Raw genomic sequence first — 21026 nt, forward strand, 5'->3', positions numbered from 1 at the left:
CCATCATCCCCTGGCCGATTGGATCTGGACAATGTCAAGCAGTTGACGCATATCATCGATAAAATACGCAGGAGCCAGCCGTTTCAACTCATCGGCGTGCAAACTCCAAGCCACCCCTGCCGCAGCCACACCAGCTCTTTCAGCGGCCATGAGGTCATAGCGGCTGTCACCTACCATCAATGCCTGTTCGGCAGTGGCTTGCAGCTTGTCTAGTGCGAGAAGGATCATGTCCGGTTCCGGTTTGCCCCGTTTCACGTCATCCACGGTAACAACAACGGACATCAAGTGATCCAGCCCCATCCGTTTCAAGCCCATGTCCACAACCAGGCGACGCTTGTTGGACACGACAGCTAAAACGACTCCCGCTTCATGCAACTGAGTTAACACTTCGCACACATGGGGAAACGATGCCACCAGCTCATCGTGTTTGGCCACATTATAGGCATGGTACGTTTTGACCATCTCTTCGGCTTGAGAAGGGTCAAACCGACGCATTTGGTCAAGCAACGGCTCACCCATGCATGCCAGCACATCCTGCTCGGTATACTTTCCCGGGCAATGTGTTTCAAGCGTGTGCATAAATGAAGAAAGAATTAAGTTGTTGGTGTCAATCAGCGTTCCGTCCAAATCGAACAATATCACTCTGTATTTCACATTGTCACCTCATTTTTGGCATGAAAGAAGGAGATGGAAGACACCTCTTCCGATCTCCCAATGGTGCTGGCTTTATGCTTTTGCCTGGCCTTCTTTCTCCTCCGCTTGCGCATTGGTTTTCGTTTCCGCCTCTGATGCCGATGGTTCATTTTCGGCGGAAGCTTGTGCGCTGGATGTGGCTGGCGCCTCTAAGGTCGCTTCATCCCGATAAAAGACCGTGGCTCTTCCCGTGGCCCGGCGCCAAACGATGAGAAAAGCGCCTACCAAGACTAAGATTAAGCTCACCAGCTGGGCGATCCGCACGTTCCCTCCATTCATCACCCCCGGGTCAAACATGAGCGACATCGGAGACCATAACAGCTCCATCACCGACACTAACCAGTCAGGGCCGGTAAAGGTTAAGCTGTCGGTACGCAATCCTTCGATGAAAAAGCGCCCGAGCGAGTACCAGATCATATAGCTAAACAGCACTTCGCCGCGGCGTGGGTTGAAATGCCTGATCAACAACAACAAGCCGAACCCGACCAGATTCCACATCGATTCATATAAGAACGTCGGATGATAGTAAGCCCCTTGAATGTTCATTTGCTCGATAATCCAATCCGGCAAATGCAAGCCTTCCAAAAAGGCCCGGCTCACCTCGCCACCGTGGGCCTCTTGGTTGATAAAGTTGCCCCATCGTCCGATCGCTTGGCCCAAAAGCACGCTAGGAATCACAATGTCGGCCAACTGCAAGAAATCGATGTTTTTTTTCTTCACAAATATGTATCCAACGAGAAAAGCGGCAATCAAGCCTCCGTGAATAGCCAGACCGCCTTTCCAAACAGCCACGATGTCCTCAGGATGCATGGCATAGTATTCCCACTCAAACAAAACATAATATAGGCGGGCACCGACAATCGCTGAAGGCAGTATCCACAGCATCATATCAAGGATCGTGTCACTGTCCAGCCCGCGCCTCTCGCCTTCGCGAACAGCCAGGATCAAACCCAGCAACGCAGCTGTTCCCATGATGACACCGTACCAATGCACTTGAAATGGACCCAGCTTAAACGCAACCGGATCAATGACTGCTTGCCACATGGTTTGCACACTCCTTTCTTCCCTTCGCATCCACTATCCCTTGTATTTTATCGCAAACGATTCAGATAGGAAAAGGGATTAAGAGCAATCAGGAAAAACCCGCCTCTTCATCCCCGTAATTTGTTTTTTCATCCATATTTTAACATCTTATCCATAGACACAAAATGTCTGATTTATTAAAATAGGTTACACACGCCGCGGAGGTATTTATTTTGCATCCGACATATTTCTCTGATAATAAAATAAACGAACGCTACGATTGCTTAGAATGTAACAAGCTGGCAAGCGTAAGCGTCAAAAATGGGAAAGGGACATGCCTCACACCGGGATGCTTACAGGACACACCGATCCAGTTCGTCTATTTTCCACACTGGCCCAAGCCCAAAGCAAGCCGCCAAGGCCGCCCTTTTTTCCCATTTATGAACGACTTCGATCCATGATCAATGACTTGCTACGGAGCCGTCGCGAAAAGAGTCTTGTGGGGATGCCCATAACTTGCGGCGGCTTCGGATGCCAAGTTCCACCCTCCAAAGCCTAAGCTTGCCCCCTATTCCTCAATCGATCTCGTCCCCTTCATCGATCACTTCTCCCAGCTTTTGCACAAATTGTTGTGCCGCGTGATAGCCCAGTCGTTTCAGTCGGAAATTCATCGCCGCCACTTCAATGATGACAGCCAAGTTCCGCCCTGGACGCACGGGGACGATCAACTTGGGAAGCTCCGTGTCGATAATGCGAACTTTCTCCTCATCCAAGCCCAGTCGGTCATACTGCCTTTTTTCTTGCCACGCTTCCAAATGAATCGTCAGCGATATCCGCTTTTTATCTCTGACCGCACCAGCCCCGAACAAAGTCATCACATTGATGATGCCCAAGCCGCGGATTTCCAGCAGATAGCGAATCAAATCAGGGGCGTGCCCCACCAAGCTGCCTTCCTCCGTTTGGGTAATTTCCACCGCGTCATCCGCCACCAAGCGGTGCCCGCGCTTCACCAGCTCCAAAGCGGTTTCGCTTTTCCCGATGCCGCTGGAGCCGGTGATTAACACGCCAATCCCGTAAATGTCAACCAACACCCCGTGCATGGTGGTGGTGGGAGCAAGCAACTTTTCCAGATAGTTGGTCAGCTTGCTCGCAAAACGGGTGGTCGCCATCTCGGTTCTGAGAATCGGAACTTTTTTCTCTTGGGCCGCTTGAACCAACTCCGAAGGCACGTCATAGTTCCGCGTCAAAATAAAACAGGGAATCTCCGGATGGCACAATCGGTCAAAGCGCTCTTGTCGTTCCGCTTTCGTCAATCCTTCAATGAAGGACAATTCCGTTTTCCCAAGCAGCTGCAAGCGCTCAACGGGGTGGAACGTGAAAAAGCCGGCCAATTCCAAGCCCGGGCGGTACAAGTCCGCGACCGTGACCCGGCGCCGGTCCAATTGACCCCAACCAGAGACCACTTCCAAGTCGAATTGTTGAACGATGCTTTTAATCGTCACTTTGCTCATCTGGCACTCTCCTACCGTCACATATGCGACAGAGCGACTGTCTTCCAGCCGCTCTTGTCTTTATTACCACTACAGTACCGTTTTTTCTGTTTCTTTGTCAAAGATGTGTGCCTTGTTCATATCGAGCGCCAAAGTTACTTGCGCTTCCGGCACGTACTGGGTGCGGGCATTGACGCGGGCAGTCAGCCACTTGTCGCCCAAGCCGCTGACATACAGGTACATTTCCGCACCCATGTTTTCGGCTACTTCCACCTTGGCGGTGAAACGGCTATCCGGCGACGCCTCGATGAAGACCGGTTCGTCGTGAACGGCTTCCGGGCGAATGCCGAAGATCACCTCTTTGCCTACATACCCCTGTTCACGCAAACCATGAGCACGACCAGCCGGAATTTTCACTTTTGCGCCCTCTGTTTGGAAATAAAGCTCGCCGTCTTCTTCTTTGAGAACCCCTTCGACGAAATTCATGGCCGGTGACCCGATGAAACCGGCAACAAACATGTTCGCCGGGTTGTTGTAAATCTCGGTGGGCGTGTCCACTTGTTGGATCACTCCATCTTTCATCACTACGATGCGGTCGCCCATCGTCATCGCTTCGGTTTGGTCATGGGTGACGTAGATGATGGTGGTTTCAAGGCGCTGATGCAATTTGCTGATCTCTGTGCGCATTTGCACGCGCAACTTGGCGTCTAGGTTGGATAACGGCTCATCCATCAAAAACACTTGCGGTTCGCGGACTATCGCCCGCCCAAGTGCAACGCGTTGGCGCTGTCCACCGGAAAGTTGCTTGGGCTTGCGGTCAAGCAGATGCTCGATATCAAGAATCTTAGCCGCTTCCCGTACCCGCTTTTCAATCTCATCTTTTTTAAACTTGCGCAACTTCAATCCGAACGCCATGTTTTCATAAACGGTCATGTGCGGATACAACGCATAACTCTGGAACACCATGGCAATGTCACGGTCTTTCGGTGCCACATCGTTTACCAAGCGATCGCCGATGTACAATTCCCCTTCCGAAATCTCCTCCAGTCCCGCAATCATGCGCAGAGTCGTCGATTTTCCGCAACCCGACGGCCCCACCAACACCAAGAATTCCTTATCTTTAATTTCAAGATTAAAGTCTTTCACCACCAAATGGTTCCCATATCTTTTATACACATGGTTTAGACACACTTTCGCCATGGTTATACACCCTCCCGAAGCATGATCTAATGCATGTCCGCCTTGTTCTTCGGACATCTCTCAGCTTCATTCTATGACAGGTTGGGCGATGAATCATTGTGCAAAGGTCACAAAAAGCGCTGTATGGTTTCACCTTTCACCTTCCTGATGGTTCAAAAGCAACAGTACCACCTTGATCAGCATCGCATCCGCAAACCGCCGCACATCGAGTCCCGTTTCCTGTTTCACCCGATCAAACCGGTACAAAAGGGTGTTGCGGTGCACATACAGATGGCGAGCCGTTTCACTGATATTTAGATTCAACCGCAAAAAGGCCTCAATCGTCTTGCGCATTTCCTCTTCGCGCAACAAAGCCAAGCCCGGCATCTCTGCCAAAAAGGTTTTGGCCGCCTGATCGTCCAATTGCGTTAACAGTCGTTCCAACCGCGGTTTCCATGTCACCCAGACGGCTTTTTCCATGCCGAATGAACGCACCGCTTCCCGCACCTGTGCCATGCGCTGCCACATGCCGGGAAGTTGTTCCCAAGAAATAATCGGCGGAGCAAGCACCATGCTCGCGGTTAACCCCAACTCATCGGCTAGCGCCTCCTGCAATCCAGATGCTGCTTCGAGCAACATCTCTTCTGCTTCCAAAGTGAACTTCTCCTTACCGATCCACTCCCGCAACGGGACGAACAGCAACCAGTCACACTCATTGAGGCCCACCAACCACGGGGAACTCCCGGCAAAGTATGTATTCAACAGCACAGTCAGATCTTCTTTGGCCAAAAAAGGACGCCCTTGTTCAAATACCAACAGCGCCGGCATCCGCCCGCCGGGAAGGTGATGGTTAAGATGCGCCGGTACCGGTGCCGGCGGCCCACCATCCAACACGCCTTTGATCCATTCCTCCAACCCCAGGCGCTTCGCTGGTTTCATTTCTTCACTCAGCAACCACTCGATCAACGCTTGTTCCCGTTTGGTCAATGCCAAGTCAAAGGTAATCCACTCTCCTGAAGAAAGTTGGAATGCCGTCTCCCCCGGTGCAAGACGCGATGGCTCCACACGATTAGCTTGGACGCCAAGAATCCGTTCAATCCGCCTCACCCTTTCCCACGCATGCATCGCTGTCACTCCTTTGTCCGCCCTTTTGTCCGACAATGTTAGGATATCGTTTTTGGTGGAGATGGGAAAGCGGGGCAAAACGCCCATGCCATCACAACAACCGCACAGACACAAAACGTCCTTGTCCTACGAATAGATATAGTGAAGGAATCGCATGAACCAACGCGAACCCTTTTATACATCAGGTTCATGCACCGCACAAAGGAGTGATAAACATGGCCAAGAAAGCGGCTTGGCTCTTGATGATCGCTGGAGCGCTGATTTTAGGGTACAACGCTTTTCATTGGTGGAACGAGATCAGCATCGCCGTGGTCGATCCCGAGTTGGCCATGTCCATATCAGATGACTGGAACGAAACCGCCAGGGCGCCGGCCCTGCCGCAGGGCAAGAAAGATAACAGCGCACAAGTCGCCAATGGTGTCAAAGTGGGAGAGTTGGTTATCCCCAAAATGGGAGCCATCTTGCCCATCGTCCAAGGAACGGATGATCAATCCCTTAAAAAAGGGGTTGGTCTCTATGAAGGCTACGGCACAGTTAACCCCGGCGAGACGGGACATGTGGTTCTATCCGGACACCGTGATACAGTATTTCGCGGATTGGGGGACCTGAAGGCCGGGGATAAGCTGTATATCCGGTACAACGGAAACATCTTTACTTATCAGTTTCGCAAACACTGGATCACCCATGCTGACGACCGGACGGTGATCGTACCTATACCGCGGCCCGTATTGACATTGACTACCTGTTACCCGTTTGATTACATCGGGGACGCCCCCGACCGTTACATCATTCGCGCAGAATTGATTGAAATTAAGCCTGACAAGGCAAACGCATCATCTGCATAAAAAGGAGTGCTTCCATTGGCAGAAGCACTCCTTTTTCGATGCCATATTCATTAAAATAATGAGTAGGCATCTGTCAGGGATGTGTCTGGTACATCTTGTCACGCAATGTCTAACACACCCTAATCGACAAACTTATCAGCCACCCAAGTCACCACAGCCACCAGCAAAGCGCCCAAGAACGCGGGCACAAAGCCGCTGACCTCTAAACCGTCCACCAACACCCCAGTCAACCAGAACATAATCGCATTGATCACCAAGGAAAACAAGCCCAATGTCAGCAGGTTGATCGGCAAGGTTAACAACATCACTAACGGGCGCACAATCAAGTTGATCAGCCCCAACACCAAGGCGGCCATGAATGCCGTTCCCCAACTATCCACCTCAATCCCGGGAATCCATTTCGCCGCGGCGACCACTGCGACTGCGCTGGCCAAAAAACGCACCAATAAACCCATTTGTCCCATCTCCCTGTCTTTTTTCAATTCATCGCTACATATATTACAGGTTCTGAATCAGATTTGTACACCTTAGCAATAGCATACCACCTCAGCAAGTTCTGAAACCTGTTTCTACATGGAATGAAACCGCTTGGCACTAAAACGTGCCCCAGGCGAAACTCATAGAGAAATAAGCCTGCTGTGTTCTTGTTTGAGACAGGGAGCAGGATGTGCAATCAGAACAAAAAAGCGGCGCCGGGTGGTAATTGCTTTCCCTTCGCCGCTCATCGACCTACGCTCTAATATGTAAAATAGATATACGGATCTTTCAGTGGTTTGACCTTCTCTACCGCCTCTAATTTGATTACCGGCATGTCAACGCCATCATATATTCCCACATCCAGCGAACCGGTTACTTCCACCCAATCGTTGTCTTTGAGAGTAGCGGTCTCTGTTCCCTCAGCCAAAAACCCGATCACAATCGCATCCGCCGTACAACAGGTAACTGAAAAGCGCCCTACTACCAACTGATCCTTTTTCATCGTTTCATCGCGGTAAACAAACCCTTTGAGCTTGATCTTCTTCCCTTTGAATTGTTGAGGATAAAAGTTTAGCGTATTGTAGTAATCGGCATACGTTTCCTGTGATAGATGGATCACGGGCTCTCGTTGCAACTGCGGAATAAATTTTTTGTAGGGATCTTCCGGCACCGCCAAAGGATCGGCGTTGGTATCTGATGTAGCCGCTGGGGCGGATTTCTTTTGTTGCTGTTCATTCACGCTTTTAGCCGATATATAGCTCACCCCTTTTTTGCTCGCGATGGATGCATCCAACGCTTTTGGAGGGATCAAGAGATACATCGCCAGCGGCAACAACAACATCACGTACCCCCATGCGCTGATCCGATGCAACTCGCTCCCCTTCATGTTCCACAGCTGAACCAATCCCAGCAACACCAGAATCAAGACGCTGGCAACGATCAACCATGTAAACCGTGGATTGACAAACAACGACAGTTCACCGGATACGATGAGTTGCACCAGCAAAACAGCCAATCCCAAGCAAACCCCCACACGCAACCAAGCTTTCAACACCATTCCCCCCTTTATATCAGAACAAAATCCACAGTGTGAGCAGGGTAACCAACGTGGTGCAACCGACGAAGAAGAATACTACCGACCGTTTGAAACCACCCGCCATCATCAACACATTTTTTATGTCCACCATCGGTCCGAACACCAAAAAGCCCAACAGCGGCCCCTGACCCAGCACTGAACGGAAAGAAGCCGCCAAGAAAGCGTCTGCCGAAGAGCAGATCGACAAGCTGAACGCCAACGCCATCATCAGGAGTAAGGCCAAACCGTCGAATTGGGCCAACTGTTTGATCGCGGCTACACCGACAAAGGTTTGAAAGCCCGTAGCAATCAATGCGCCCAAACAAAAGTATTTGCCCATGTCAATAAATTCAAACACCGAGTGGGACAAGGCGTGCATCAGTCGGCTTTGCCCTTCATGCGAGTGATTAGCGCAATGAGACCCATGCTCGTGGTCATGGTCGTGGGCTCCGCCACAACAACCTTCCTGCGTCCGTTGTCCCCCCGTTTCCTCTTTCAACACAGGTCTGTTTTTGTAAAACAGGTAAAACATGATCCCCATAAAAATGGCGATACCAGCTCCCAAACCAATGCGTTTCCAAACCATCTCCCATGAATTGCCAAACGCCATATAAGTAGATACGATGGTGATCGGATTCACAATCGGCACGGCAAGCAAAAAGGTGAACGCGACATAGCTGGGAAGTCCCTTTTGTACCAATCGCCGAGCCACGGGCACGATACCGCACTCACAAATCGGCAAAAACAGGCCGAAACTGGCGGCCAATGGAATTGACAGCACCGGATGCTTGGGCAAAAAACGCCACAAAGTCTCCTGTTTCACATAAACGTGTACAAAACTGGACAACAAAGTGCCAAACAGGATGAATGGCAAGCCTTCAATAAACAGGCTGAGGAAAATGGCAGTGAAATTGTGCATCTCACTTGATAGCCCGCTGCTCCACTCGCGCGTGACCTCGGTGAATGGGGCAAGCAAGGGGACGCCCGTGGTCACAAAGAAGAAGATCAGCCCCAAGACTAGCACCCCTGTCAATTCAGGGTAATAATTTTTGAGAATCCGACCCATCTTCGTCCTCCTAAATATGTTTTATTCCTAATTAGAATAAGAAAAAAGTTGTTTATCATTAACTAATTACCAAATCCAATAGGGAATTCATCCCATAATCATGCATCTTACCAGCTTGTCTCTATTGAATAACTATAATCTAATCTATGCAACCAAATAGGAATGATTCCTATATTGGTCATATTGGCATTGTATGGCTTCATGGAGCCAACTGTCAATCCGACCGCTTCTTAAGATTTTGCGAACAATCATCAAAAGCTCTCTCACACAACAAAAAAACGCGGGGGATTATTCCCCCGCGTTTTTCTGCTTCAACATCTGCGAAGCCATAGCAACAAGACGTTTTGTCATTTCACCGCCTACAGAACCGTTCGCACGGGCGGTTGCGTCCGCACCCAGCTCAACACCAAACTCGTTCGCAATCTCCCGCTTCATCTGATCAAGTGAAGCGCTCGCGCCTGGAACCAACAGTTTGTTGTTTCTCGCCATGTCCCGTCACTCCCTTGTCTGTAGGATATGAAAGACGTCTTGCCTATTATCTAGCATGCTTCGTCCTCCATCGCTCTATGCCGGAAATAAGCGGAAACACATGATATCCGTGCTTGCGTCACGTCGTCGCCGGAGTTGGTTGCTCCTGTGCAGCCAACCGTTTGGCCATCCGCGCTTTGTCCCGTTCCATCACTGGCGCCAAAAATTGGCCTGTATAGGAGCCCTTCACTTGAATTACTTCCTCAGGAGTACCTTTGGCTACAATCGTTCCGCCGCCGGTGCCCCCTTCAGGCCCCAAGTCGATTAAGTAATCAGCTGTTTTGATCACATCTAAGTTGTGTTCAATGACGACCACCGTATCCCCGTTTGCGGTCAACCGGCCAAGCACTTTTAACAAACGCGCGATATCGTCAATGTGGAGGCCGGTCGTCGGCTCATCCAAAATGTATAATGTCCGCCCTGTGCTTCGTTTGTACAGCTCCGAAGCCAATTTCACGCGCTGCGCTTCCCCACCGGACAAGGTGGTTGCTGGTTGGCCCAACTTCATGTAACTAAGCCCGACATCGTACAGGGTTTGGATTTTCCGCTTGATGCGCGGGATGTTTTGGAAAAAGTCGAGCGCTTCTTCCACCGTCATCTCCAATACATCGGAAATGTTTTTGCCTTTGTACTTGATCTCCAGGGTATCGCGGTTGTAGCGTTTGCCTTTGCATTCTTCACAAGGCACATAAACATCAGGCAAGAAGTGCATCTCAATCTTGATGATGCCATCCCCGCGGCACGCTTCGCACCGCCCCCCCTTGACGTTAAAACTGAAGCGCCCCTTCTGGTAACCGCGCACTTTGGCTTCTTGAGTTGAAGCGAACACTTCACGGATATCATCAAACACGCCGGTGTAAGTAGCCGGGTTACTACGCGGCGTCCGGCCAATGGGCGACTGGTCGATGTTAATCACTTTGTCGATGTGCTCGATGCCTTCGATTTTGCGGTGTTTGCCTGGCACCGCTTTGGCTTTGTTCACCTCGCGCGCCACCGCCTTGAGCAAAATCTCATTGACCAGCGTACTCTTGCCGGAGCCGGACACCCCGGTCACACAAGTGAACACGCCCAGCGGAAACTTGACGTCGATGTTTTTCAGGTTGTTTTCTTTGGCCCCTTTGATGGTGATCCACTTGTCGCCCGGCTTGGTTCGTTGTTCCGGCACGGGAATAAAGTTGCGCCCACTCAGATACCGCCCGGTTAATGAGTTTTCATCAGCCATCACCTCAGCGGGCGTTCCGGCCGACACCACACGCCCGCCATGCGCTCCGGCACCTGGCCCGATGTCAATGATGTAGTCACAAGCCAGCATGGTATCTTCATCATGCTCCACCACGATCAGCGTGTTGCCAAGATCGCGCATTTTTTTTAGTGTTGCAATGAGACGGTTGTTATCGCGCTGATGCAAGCCAATGCTGGGCTCATCCAAGATATACAAGACACCCATCAAGCTGGAACCGATTTGCGTCGCCAGACGAATCCGTTGGGCTTCCCCGCCGGACAAGGTTCCCGCCGAGCGGCTCAATGAAAGGTAATCCAAGCCGACATTGACGAGGAATCCCAACCGCTCCTTGATCTCTTTCAACACTTGGCGGGCGATCTGCATCTCTTTCTCCGACAATTCCAGTGTTGAAAAAAATTCATGGGCTTCCTTGATTGATAGATTGGTCACATAATCGATGTTTTTTCCGCCAACGGTCACACTGAGAATCTCTTTTTTGAGCCGCGCCCCTTTGCATGTCGGGCAAGGTTTGTTGCTCATGTAGTTTTCTAGGTGTTCGCGCATGAGCTCAGAGCTGGTCTCTCGGTAACGACGGTTGAGATGGGGGATGATCCCCTCAAACAACGCTTGCGATTCTCGAGTAAAGCCGTTTTCATTCGTGTACTTAAAAGGGAAACGCTCTTTCGATCCATGCAGGATAATCGCTTTGTCCTTTTTGTCCAACTCCGCAAACGGAATATTCATATCAATGCCGAAGTGGCGGCAAGCAGCTTCCAATAACTGTGGATAATAACTGCTCGTTCCCGAAGACCAAGGCTCGATCGCCCCTTCGGACAACGACAACTGCGGATTGGGGATGACCAGATCGGGATCGATCTCCATGCGCGACCCCAGCCCATCACATGTCGGGCAGGCGCCGAACGGGCTGTTAAAGGAAAACATCCGCGGTGACAGTTCATCAATGCTAAAACCGCATTCCGGGCAGGCGAGGTTTTGACTGAACAACAACTCTTCTCCGCCAATCACGTCTATCAGCACTTCGCCTCCGCTCAAGGAAAGGGCTGTTTCCAAGGAGTCGGTCAAACGCGCCTGCACTCCCTCCTTTACCACCACCCGATCGACAACTACTTCAATCGTATGCTTTTTATTCTTCTCCAACCGAATCTCTTCGGACAAATCGCGAATCTCCCCGTCGACTCGCACCCGCACATAACCTTGGCGGGCAACATCCTCCAATAACTTGACATGTTCTCCTTTACGCCCTTTTACCAGCGGTGCCATGATCTGAATCCGCGTCCGCTCTGGCAAGGCCATGATGCGGTCAGCCATCTGCGGCACCGTTTGCGAGGTAATACGGATGCCGTGCTCAGGACAGTGCGCATGGCCGACCCGAGCAAACAGCAGGCGCAGGTAATCGTAAATCTCAGTCACGGTACCCACGGTAGAACGCGGATTGCGGCTGGTCGTCTTTTGATCGATTGAAATGGCGGGGGATAAACCTTCAATCGCATCCACATCGGGTTTGTCCATCTGTCCTAAGAATTGTCGGGCATACGCAGACAACGACTCCACATACCGCCGTTGCCCTTCGGCGTAGATGGTGTCAAAAGCGAGCGACGATTTGCCCGATCCGCTCAGTCCCGTCACCACCACGAATTTGTCTCGCGGAATGGTGATATCTATGTTTTTCAAGTTGTGAACCCGCGCTCCGCGAATCACAATATTTTCATGTGCCATAATCACTTAACCCTCCGCTTTAAGCTCCAAGATGAGGTCGCGCAATTCGGCCGCTCGTTCGAAATTGAGCTCCTTGGCAGCTTGCTTCATTTCTTTCTCCATCTGCTCGATCAGCTTCAGTCGCTCACCCTTGGACAATTTCTTCATTTCCTTGCCCACTTGGTATTCTGCTTGGTCTTCAGCCACTTTGGTCGCTTCAATGACATCATGCACCTTTTTCCGAATCGTCTGCGGCGTAATGCCGTGCTCCTCGTTGTACTTCATCTGAATCTCGCGCCGACGTTCGGTTTCCTCTATTGCTCGCCGCATGGAGTCTGTGATCTTATCAGCATACATGATCACTTCCCCTCTGGCATTTCGCGCCGCCCGGCCAATCGTCTGGATCAGGGAGCGTTCTGAGCGCAGGAACCCTTCTTTGTCGGCGTCCAAAATGGCAACCAATGAAACTTCTGGCAAGTCCAACCCTTCTCTTAACAGGTTGATCCCGATTAGCACATCAAATTCACCCAAACGCAAATCGCGCAGAATTTGCATCCGCTCAATCGTCTTGATGTCTGAATGTAAATAACGCACCTTGATCCCAATTTCTTTGAGATAATCGGTCAAGTCCTCTGCCATCTTCTTGGTCAAGGTAGTTACCAACACCCTCTCATCTCGGGCAATTCGCTTGTTAATCTCTCCGATCAGGTGGTCGATTTGCCCCTGAATCGGATGGATGTGAATCACAGGGTCAAGTAAACCGGTCGGACGGATGATCTGCTCGACCACTGTGGGGCATTTTTCCAGTTCATACGGCCCTGGAGTCGCCGAAACAAATACGATCTGGTTGATTTTCTCTTCAAACTCGGCAAACTTGAGCGGGCGGTTATCCTTCGCCGACGGCAATCGGAATCCGTGCTCCACCAACATGTTTTTGCGCGCTTGGTCCCCATTGTACATTCCGTTGATCTGTGGGATAGTCACATGTGATTCGTCTACGATAATCAAATAATCATCAGGAAAGAAATCCAACAAAGTGTAAGGGGCTTCCCCCGGTTGTTTACCCACTAGGTGTCGTGAATAGTTTTCAATTCCGGAACAAAAACCTACTTCACGTATCATTTCCATATCATAACGCGTTCGTTGCTCAAGACGCTGTGCTTCCAGCAGTTTGCCCGCATCCCGCAACTCTTTAAGCCGTTCTTCCAATTCAGCCTCAATCGAAGTGAGAGCCCGCTCCAATTGGGCTTGTCTCGTCACATAGTGGGAAGCCGGAAAAATGGCGACATGCTCCCGATCACCGAGGATTTCCCCCGTCAGCACGTCGATTTCGCGAATCCGTTCAATCTCGTCTCCAAAAAATTCGACCCGTACCGCCTGTTCACTGCGAGAGGCTGGGAAGATTTCAACTACATCGCCGCGCACGCGAAACGTGCCGCGCGTGAAATTAATGTCATTCCGCTCGTACTGGATATCGACCAGTTTACGCAATACTTCATTCCGCTCTTTTTCCATCCCCACCCGAAGCGACAACACCATTTCCTTGTATTCGGTCGGCGAACCCAAACCGTAGATACAAGAAACACTGGACACAATGATCACATCAGAACGCTCAAACAATGCACTCGTGGCCGAGTGGCGCAGCTTGTCGATCTCATCGTTGATGGAAGCATCCTTTTCAATATACGTATCAGTGGCCGGGATATAGGCCTCCGGTTGATAATAGTCATAATAACTTACAAAATACTCGACGGCGTTGTGGGGGAAAAACTCCTTTAACTCCCCGCACAATTGCGCCGCCAAGGTTTTATTATGTGCAATCACCAGCGTCGGTTTGTTCACTCGGTTAATGGTTTGGGCGATGGTGAATGTCTTTCCTGTTCCGGTGGCCCCCAACAATGTTTGGTACCGCTCACCCTGTTCAATCCCCTGCACCAGCTTTTGTATCGCTTGTGGCTGGTCACCTTGCGGTTGAAACTCCGAAACCAGTTGAAATCTCTTCTCCATCCTCGCATTCACCTCTTTTCTCACTTAAAGGGTATTATACCATAAACCATTTCGACCGGGGAACATCCGTTCCTTTCTCGCTTTATGTCACTTTTGTGTATCTCCAGCATTGCCTGAAACACATAAAATAAGAACCTCGCTCATCAGAGGTTCTTATGTGGATTGGCAAATCTGCCGGCCTTTTGTGATATCTGGTTATTGCGACGCTGTCGTCCCTGACCGCACCGCCGTCGTTTGCGGTATGCTCAGCCCAGCGCTGGATGAACCGATGATCCCCAGATGGCGCGGGTCATCCTCATACAGGGCTTTTTGCATAATATGCCGATCGTCTTGCTCGTCCAACACTTCCAGCTTGCAAAAAGCCGCTTTCTCTGTCACTTGCAAAAGTGCGGCCATGGTAGGGACACTTTTGCCGTTGACACGGTGTACCACGTCCCCCGGCTTGATACCCATCTGTTGGGCCGGGCTTCCCGGCATCACGGCAATAACCTTGATCCCGTTGCCATCTGAAACATAATACGGTCTAAGCCGCTTTACACGGAGGCGGTTGCATATGGCGATCCCTTCATGTCCTGCGATGGAAAAGACCGCTGCCGCCCACACCCCCATCGGCCACACTTCCGCCAGAGTGATTAGCCCTGCCAAAATCAAGGTATAGCCCAAGGTCATTGTTGAGGCCAACCGCTTTTCCCGCTCCAACGGCTTGTCATAATTAAGGCAACCAAATCCGAGCAACAGGGGAACAGGCGCCAACCCCAATACCAACGGAAACGGCCAAATCCTGTGAAATTGAAGGGCGGGCTTTCCTTTCACCAAGACGGGTCGGGCCCCTTGGCTGCCATCCAGCCGAATCAACAGCCATTCAGCCAGATGCGCCAGGCAGACGATCCAAAGCCAGTCCAACACACGCACTTCCAACAAACTGCGCACGTAAGGTTGCCATGCCACAGGCAATTCCGCGACCGGTGCGAAGGTCACCCCGCATTGTAACAAAGCAACCAAGCCCGCCGAGTAGGCGATACACGCCCACCTGGCGCGCATGATGGCAAGTAGCGCGGTACAGGCCCAAATCCAGGCAAGATCGGTGGGACGGATCACCCATTGACCCCACAGCGAGCAGAGAGAAAACCCTGCGCCCAACAACAGCCCCATCACCCATGCCCTTAGCGCCAGGGGAAAAGGCGGCGTCAAGCGGGTCGCAAACCGTTTGCGCTCATACCGCGCCAGCCCCGCCGTATGCTTCACCAAAAAGATCAGCGCCAGCCAACTCCCCGGATGGATCACCAACTGCCCCCACGCACTTGTCCATTGCCAAACCGAAGACCAGACTGCATCCACAAGCATTCCTCCAAAATAAAAAGTAACCCCAAACCGGTAATATCTGGGGTTACTTCTACAATGACACTGCAAATCCTTTATTTCGCTTTTTTCTTTAACAATTCAACAGCCACTTGCAACTGGACATCGTTTTTTGGATCGCTCACAAAGTCGATGAAAGCGGCTTGCACCGCCTCGGCGGTAGTCTGGTCGAGTTTGCCTGTCTGCGGAAGCCCTTTGGTTTTCTGGAACGCTTTCAGCGACTGTTCGGTTCGTTCGTCAAAATACCCATCTTGGCGACCGGGGTTGTAGCCAAGCGCATCCAAGATGGTTTGCATGCTTTTGATTTCCGTAGAGTTTTGATCACGGCCAAGCGGCTTCTCCACATGGAATGGCGTAACATGCATGTAAGCGGGCAATGGGACCTTCACATCAGGCTTGATCCCTTTGGTGCCGCCTTGTTGATGCACCCAATTCCCCTTCGGTGTCAACCATTTGGCAATGGTCAGCTTAATGTTGCTGCCATCATGGAAATCTCTCGTCGTCTGGACGGTTCCTTTGCCGAACGTAGTTTCGCCCACCAACGGATATCCGCCCGCTTCTTGCAACGCAGCAGCCAGGATTTCGGAGGCGCTCGCACTTCCTTTGTCAATTAGAACCGTGATGGGATACGGCTTCGCTTCATCCAATTTGGACGTGTACTTCTCGCGTTTGCCGTTTTTGTCTTCCGTCATCATCACTGTTTTTTTGCCTGGAACCAACAGATCGCACATTTCCAGCACCACGGGCAACAAGCCACCGGGATTGCCTCGCACATCGATGACAAGCCCCTTCATGCCTTCCCCTTCCAGCCTCTTCAAGCCGCTAGCGAAATCCTTGGCTGTGTTCTCGGAAAACTGGGAGACGGTGATGCGTCCGATTTTGTCTGGCAGCATCGTCGCCTCAACGGTTTGCAGGGAAATCTCATCCCTGATAATGGTGATGTGAAGCACTTCCTTCACGCCCGGCCGGACAATTTCCAGCTTGGCCTTGCTTCCCTTGGGACCGCGAATTTTGCTCACGGCCGTATTCACATCCATACCCTCTAGGCTGATTCCGTTCACTTTCAGTACCTGGTCGTTCGGCCGGATGCCCGCTTTTTCAGCAGGAGATCCCTTAATTGGGGAAATAATGGTCAAACGGCCGTTTTTCATGGACACTTCGGCACCGATGCCAGTAAATGAAGACTGCAAGTCTTCTTTGAATTGACTCGATTGTTGGGGGGTCATATATGATGAGTAAGGGTCACCCAATGAACTGACCATCCCCTGAATCGCTCCATCGATCAGCTTCTGATCGTTGATCTCGTGGACATAATTCCCTTTAATTGTACTGTACGCCTGACGCAGCTTATCCACATGTTCTTCAAACGACGCATCTTGCGAAAAATTGCCGGAGAGTAGCGTTCCCGCTTCCCACTGGTCGATCAGGCCACCCTCGCCCACAATCAGGGCTGTGCCGAGACTGCTGAATATCACCGCGACAATTGCGATAATCGCTACGGTTCTTCCTTTAAATACCACGGATACACCACCTTTTGGCCACTCGCCCGAAGGAGAAACTTGTACACTCTCCAATCTATGATACACATTAACAAATTAGTCGTCCAATCGTGCTTTGCCCACTACCGTATAAAATTCAATGGGTTATAAGTCGGGGGGCGCTCACCATAGCCGATGCGAACCTCAAAGTGCAAGTGCGGCCCGCTGCCAAGCCCATAGTCCCCAATCGAAGAAATTTGATCCCCCCGATGCACTTCTTGGCCCGGCTCCACTTTCACTTGGCTCGGTCTACTGTGTGCATATTGTGTGAAGAATGGTTTGCCATTGTACTGGCCGTGATAGATGGTTATTAGCCAACCATAACCGGAAGACGGACGGCTGGACACCACCACTCCATCCGCTGCTGCATAAATAGGCTTGCCGAACCCGCCGCCAAAATCTACCCCGGCGTGGAAGCGGTAATAGTGGAGCACTGGATGCAGGCGCATGCCGTAATTGGATGTCTTGGGCCCTGGAGTCGGTTTGGAGAGCGGCCCGGTATATGGGAAGCGCAACTTCCCTTTCTTCCAATCGTCCAAGTTGATCTCAAGGATCGCGTCCTGATTGGCATCTTCCCAATCATGAATCGCCTTTAAATCCCCGTTGATCTTCTTGGTTGCTTCGGTCAACTGCTCTAATTTGCTTTTCATCTGATTTTGCTTATCCTCAATTTGATTCACAAGCGCCAAGTACTCTTTGTTTGCTTCTTTCGCCACTTCATAGGCCTCTTTGTATTTCATCACTTTCGCAAAATCGGATTTCACCAAGATTCGCACCATTCCAAACCGATGCAAAAAGTCATTGAACGAGTCTGCAGACAAGAGAATCGACATGTACTTGTTCTCTCCCCGTTCATACATACGGCGGATCAATTTGTGGTACTCCCTTTTCTTCACTTCAAGATCTTGTTTGGCCTTCAGGTACGCCTTCTGTTGTGGCGCAAACTTTTTGGACAGCCGACTGATCTCTTCATTCAGGTCATTGATCTCTTTCTGCAGGCGTCGCATCTCATCTGTCATCTTGCTTTGATCTTGTAACAAGCGCCCCTTTTTCTCCCGTTGCTTCTGCACTTCCTCACGGGTCACTTCCGCATTTGCCGATTGAGGGGCTATGCACGCCGTCGCCAATAACGCGATCGAAAGCAAGGCGGCTATTCGCTTGGCATTCATACGCTGTCCTCCCTTGGTGTCAACCCATCTTTTCTAAGACGTGTCTGATGAATAGGCCAGCGGCTCCAAAAACCTTTTCTCATTCGCATCACTTATGCATCGGCGCTCCTCGAGAAAAGGTTTTTCGCCGCTTCTTCTCTACACAATTTGATTTGCCAGACACATCCTAAACGAAATGACCAACTCGCTAACTATCATCGTCATCCTTAAACACAGCTGGCATCAGTATTTGATGTAATTGTCGGGATTATAGGCCGGCGGGCGTTCACCTTGACCGATGCGCACTTCGAAGTGCAAGTGGGGACCCGTGGAACGGCCGTTGTTTCCAACAGAAGTGATCTGTTCCCCTCGATGCACTTCTTGTCCTAATTGTACTTTTACTTGTCCCGGAAAACTATGTGCATATTGTGTGAAGAAAGGTTTGCCATTGTACTGTCCGTGGTATATGGTAATCAGCCATCCATAACCAGAAGAAGGTCGGCTTGCCACAACCACCCCGTCGGCCGCCGCTCGCACCGGTGTGCCCAACGGTCCGGCAAAGTCGATCCCTTCATGCTTTTTGTACTTCCCTAGCACCGGGTGGAACCTTCCGCCAAAACCGGAAGTCTTTCTCGTGTTAGTCGGTCTGGAGAGCGGCCCGGTGTATGGGAAGCGCAACTTCCCGCTCTTCCAATCGTCCAAGTTGATCTGCAAAATCTCATCTTCGTTTGCTTCTTCCCAATCCTGGATCGCTGCCAAATTGCTGTCGATTTTTTTCATCAACTCCAAGAGTTTCTCGTTTTTGGCATTGATCTCATCTTGTTTCTTCTGGATCTCGCTGACCAGCTTATCATATACGCCTGTTTCCTTCTTCACCATTTTCAGGCGTTCCTGGTATCTCTCCACTGTTGCAAAATCCGCTTTGGCCATGATGCGCACGATCTCAAACCGGTGCAGAAAATCGTTAAAGGAACGGGCAGACAATAACATCGCCATGTATTGGTTTTCACCTTGTTGATACAGCCGAGTAATCAGCTTCTTATACTCATCCCACGCTTTGTCCCGCTGATCTTGTGCTTCTTTCAACCGTTTTTGTTGCGGAGCGAATTTAACATCCAGTTTTTTCTTCTCTTCCGTCATTTTGGCAATTTCTTGTTTATATTTATTGATTTCTTCGGTATATTTGCTTTTGCTTTCCAACAACTCTCCCTTTTTCTCGCGTTGCTGTTGCACTTGCTCTCGCGTAATCTCCGCTCCCGCTTGTAGCGGCATGGCGGTCGCAATGAGAGAAGTCGTGAGCGCCACTGCAACCAGCTTTTTCCTCATTTGTTTGTAGCCCCCTCAGTTATTGCTCTATTCATCATTTCCCCGTCAAGGTTTGGACAAATTTGCCCTGTAAACGGCAAGTCGATCTAACCATTCCTCGTGGGAATCATTAGATCGACCGCCAACCCTTTATCTTATCACTCTTCACCCGTCAATAATACTTCATCGGATTGACAGGTGTGCCGTTTTTGTGCGTTTCAAAATGCAAATGCGGTCCAGTGGAACGGCCATTGTTCCCAACTGAAGCGATCCGTTGCCCTTTCCGCACCCGTTCACCTACGCTAACGGTCACGGTGCTGGGATACATATGGGCATATAAGGTTTTCAATCCGTTGCCGTGATCGATCACCACATAATATCCATAGCCGCCGGGATCAGATTTGGTCAGCACCACTTCGCCATTGTCTGCCGCCAAAATCGGAGAGCCGATGCTGTTACCGATATCGATCCCCTCATGCATGCGCCCGCTCCGATAACCGAAGGGCGAAGTGACGGTGCCACCCGGTTGCGGCCAAGCCAATTTGCCCGTGCCGTAGCTGGTGCCGGACGACTTGGCCGCGCGGACAGCGCGGTTTTTGCGTTCTATCGCTTCTTTGGTCACTGCTTCGTCGTGTTTCAGCTGTTTCAGCTTAGATGCGTGCTGATTATACACGGCGGTGTAATTGGCCAATTCCGCCTGGGCCTTTTTGAGATAAGGCTCTTTCTCTTTTTTCTTTTGCTCAATGGCCTTGATTTGCTTCTCTATGTCGCTCTGCGCTTTTTTATAACCGTCCAACACGTTTTTTTCCCGTTTCAGCACAATGCGCACCAGCTCGAACCGGGCCAAGAAATCGTTAAAGCTGTCTGCGTTCAGCATGAATGCAAGGTAATGGGATTGGCCCTGCTGGTACATCCGCGCAACAACCGTGTTGAACTTTTCCTGCTTTTGCTTCAATTCCCGCTGGCTCTTCTGAAGATCCGCTTTGTGTTTCGCTATCTGGTCGTCAATTGAGCCGATTTCCTTTTCGATTTGGTCCACTTTCTCTTTGGCCGCACTTAATTCCGATTGGGCGACATCCACTTTTTTCTCCGCTTGCTGCTTTTCTTTTTGAATCTGTTTCAGCTTGTTCGTGTCTGACGTGGTGCCTTCCGCCCAGACCCCGGAAGGCCAAGATTGGAGAATCAAGGCGGCCGCCGCCAGGAGACCGATACCCAAAGATCGTATCATGT

Annotated in this window: 17 protein-coding genes; 1 reads left to right on the plus strand and 16 read right to left on the minus strand. The window is 50.8% G+C overall.

The annotated features are described in order from the left end of the window. Positions 1 to 3 precede the first annotated feature (3 nt). The 5 genes from ppaX to NYR52_RS15350 form a co-directional block, all read right to left on the minus strand. Positions 4 to 654 carry a pyrophosphatase PpaX gene (gene ppaX / locus NYR52_RS15330; protein ID WP_132221521.1) on the minus strand — a complete coding sequence of 217 codons (651 nt, stop codon included), beginning with the start codon at positions 652 to 654 and terminating at the stop codon, positions 4 to 6. A 72-nt stretch (positions 655 to 726) separates the two neighbouring features. Then, positions 727 to 1737, minus strand: coding sequence for a prolipoprotein diacylglyceryl transferase (gene lgt / locus NYR52_RS15335; protein WP_132221523.1), 1011 nt, complete (start codon positions 1735 to 1737; stop codon positions 727 to 729). Between the two features lie 554 nt (positions 1738 to 2291). After that, the gene (gene hprK / locus NYR52_RS15340) at positions 2292 to 3227 is read right to left on the minus strand and encodes an HPr(Ser) kinase/phosphatase (RefSeq protein ID WP_259435984.1); all 936 of its coding nucleotides are present in this window, start codon (positions 3225 to 3227) and stop codon (positions 2292 to 2294) included. A 69-nt stretch (positions 3228 to 3296) separates the two neighbouring features. Then, entirely contained in the window at positions 3297 to 4406 is a 1110-nt protein-coding gene (locus NYR52_RS15345) for an ABC transporter ATP-binding protein (protein WP_022737520.1), read from the minus strand. Positions 4407 to 4535: 129 nt separating this feature from the next. Then, the gene (locus NYR52_RS15350) at positions 4536 to 5510 is read right to left on the minus strand and encodes a PucR family transcriptional regulator (protein ID WP_259435985.1); all 975 of its coding nucleotides are present in this window, start codon (positions 5508 to 5510) and stop codon (positions 4536 to 4538) included. 215 nt (positions 5511 to 5725) lie between these two features. On the opposite strand from NYR52_RS15350, the gene srtD reads away from it, so the two are divergent. Then, positions 5726 to 6355, plus strand: a complete 630-nt coding sequence (gene srtD / locus NYR52_RS15355; protein WP_132221529.1) for a class D sortase, LPxTATN-specific — start codon at positions 5726 to 5728, stop codon at positions 6353 to 6355. 119 nt (positions 6356 to 6474) lie between these two features. Here srtD and NYR52_RS15360 read toward each other — a convergent pair whose 3' ends face one another. The 11 genes from NYR52_RS15360 to NYR52_RS15410 all read right to left on the minus strand — a co-directional run bounded on the left by NYR52_RS15360 (position 6475) and on the right by NYR52_RS15410 (position 21024). After that, positions 6475 to 6810, minus strand: a complete 336-nt coding sequence (locus tag NYR52_RS15360) for a phage holin family protein (protein WP_132221531.1) — start codon at positions 6808 to 6810, stop codon at positions 6475 to 6477. Between the two features lie 281 nt (positions 6811 to 7091). Then, positions 7092 to 7883, minus strand: a complete 792-nt coding sequence (locus tag NYR52_RS15365) for a TIGR03943 family putative permease subunit (RefSeq protein ID WP_158283302.1) — start codon at positions 7881 to 7883, stop codon at positions 7092 to 7094. A 19-nt stretch (positions 7884 to 7902) separates the two neighbouring features. After that, complete coding sequence (locus tag NYR52_RS15370; protein WP_132221535.1) at positions 7903 to 8973, minus strand: permease; 1071 nt, start codon at positions 8971 to 8973, stop codon at positions 7903 to 7905. A 288-nt stretch (positions 8974 to 9261) separates the two neighbouring features. Beyond that, positions 9262 to 9462 carry an alpha/beta-type small acid-soluble spore protein gene (locus NYR52_RS15375; protein WP_022737514.1) on the minus strand — a complete coding sequence of 67 codons (201 nt, stop codon included), beginning with the start codon at positions 9460 to 9462 and terminating at the stop codon, positions 9262 to 9264. 118 nt (positions 9463 to 9580) lie between these two features. Continuing rightward, a complete protein-coding gene (uvrA, locus tag NYR52_RS15380; protein ID WP_259435986.1) occupies positions 9581 to 12460 on the minus strand; it encodes an excinuclease ABC subunit UvrA in 2880 nt (959 codons plus the stop codon). A gap of 6 nt (positions 12461 to 12466) precedes the next feature. Then, complete coding sequence (gene uvrB / locus NYR52_RS15385) at positions 12467 to 14446, minus strand: excinuclease ABC subunit UvrB (RefSeq protein ID WP_132221539.1); 1980 nt, start codon at positions 14444 to 14446, stop codon at positions 12467 to 12469. A gap of 195 nt (positions 14447 to 14641) precedes the next feature. Further along, positions 14642 to 15784: a PDZ domain-containing protein gene (locus tag NYR52_RS15390; RefSeq protein WP_259435987.1), complete on the minus strand. Its 1143-nt coding sequence runs from the start codon at positions 15782 to 15784 to the stop codon at positions 14642 to 14644. A gap of 77 nt (positions 15785 to 15861) precedes the next feature. Further along, positions 15862 to 17325, minus strand: a complete 1464-nt coding sequence (locus NYR52_RS15395; RefSeq protein ID WP_132221543.1) for a S41 family peptidase — start codon at positions 17323 to 17325, stop codon at positions 15862 to 15864. A 101-nt stretch (positions 17326 to 17426) separates the two neighbouring features. Further along, positions 17427 to 18512 (minus strand): M23 family metallopeptidase, encoded by a 1086-nt coding sequence (locus NYR52_RS15400; RefSeq protein WP_132221545.1) that lies wholly within the window; start codon positions 18510 to 18512, stop codon positions 17427 to 17429. Between the two features lie 222 nt (positions 18513 to 18734). Next, entirely contained in the window at positions 18735 to 19817 is a 1083-nt protein-coding gene (locus NYR52_RS15405) for a M23 family metallopeptidase (protein ID WP_132221547.1), read from the minus strand. Between the two features lie 151 nt (positions 19818 to 19968). Beyond that, positions 19969 to 21024 carry a murein hydrolase activator EnvC family protein gene (locus tag NYR52_RS15410; RefSeq protein ID WP_259435988.1) on the minus strand — a complete coding sequence of 352 codons (1056 nt, stop codon included), beginning with the start codon at positions 21022 to 21024 and terminating at the stop codon, positions 19969 to 19971. Between the last annotated feature and the right edge of the window lie 2 nt (positions 21025 to 21026).

Origin of the sequence: Laceyella sacchari, assembly GCF_024927925.1 — a bacterium.
GTDB lineage: Bacteria > Bacillota > Bacilli > Thermoactinomycetales > Thermoactinomycetaceae > Laceyella > Laceyella sacchari.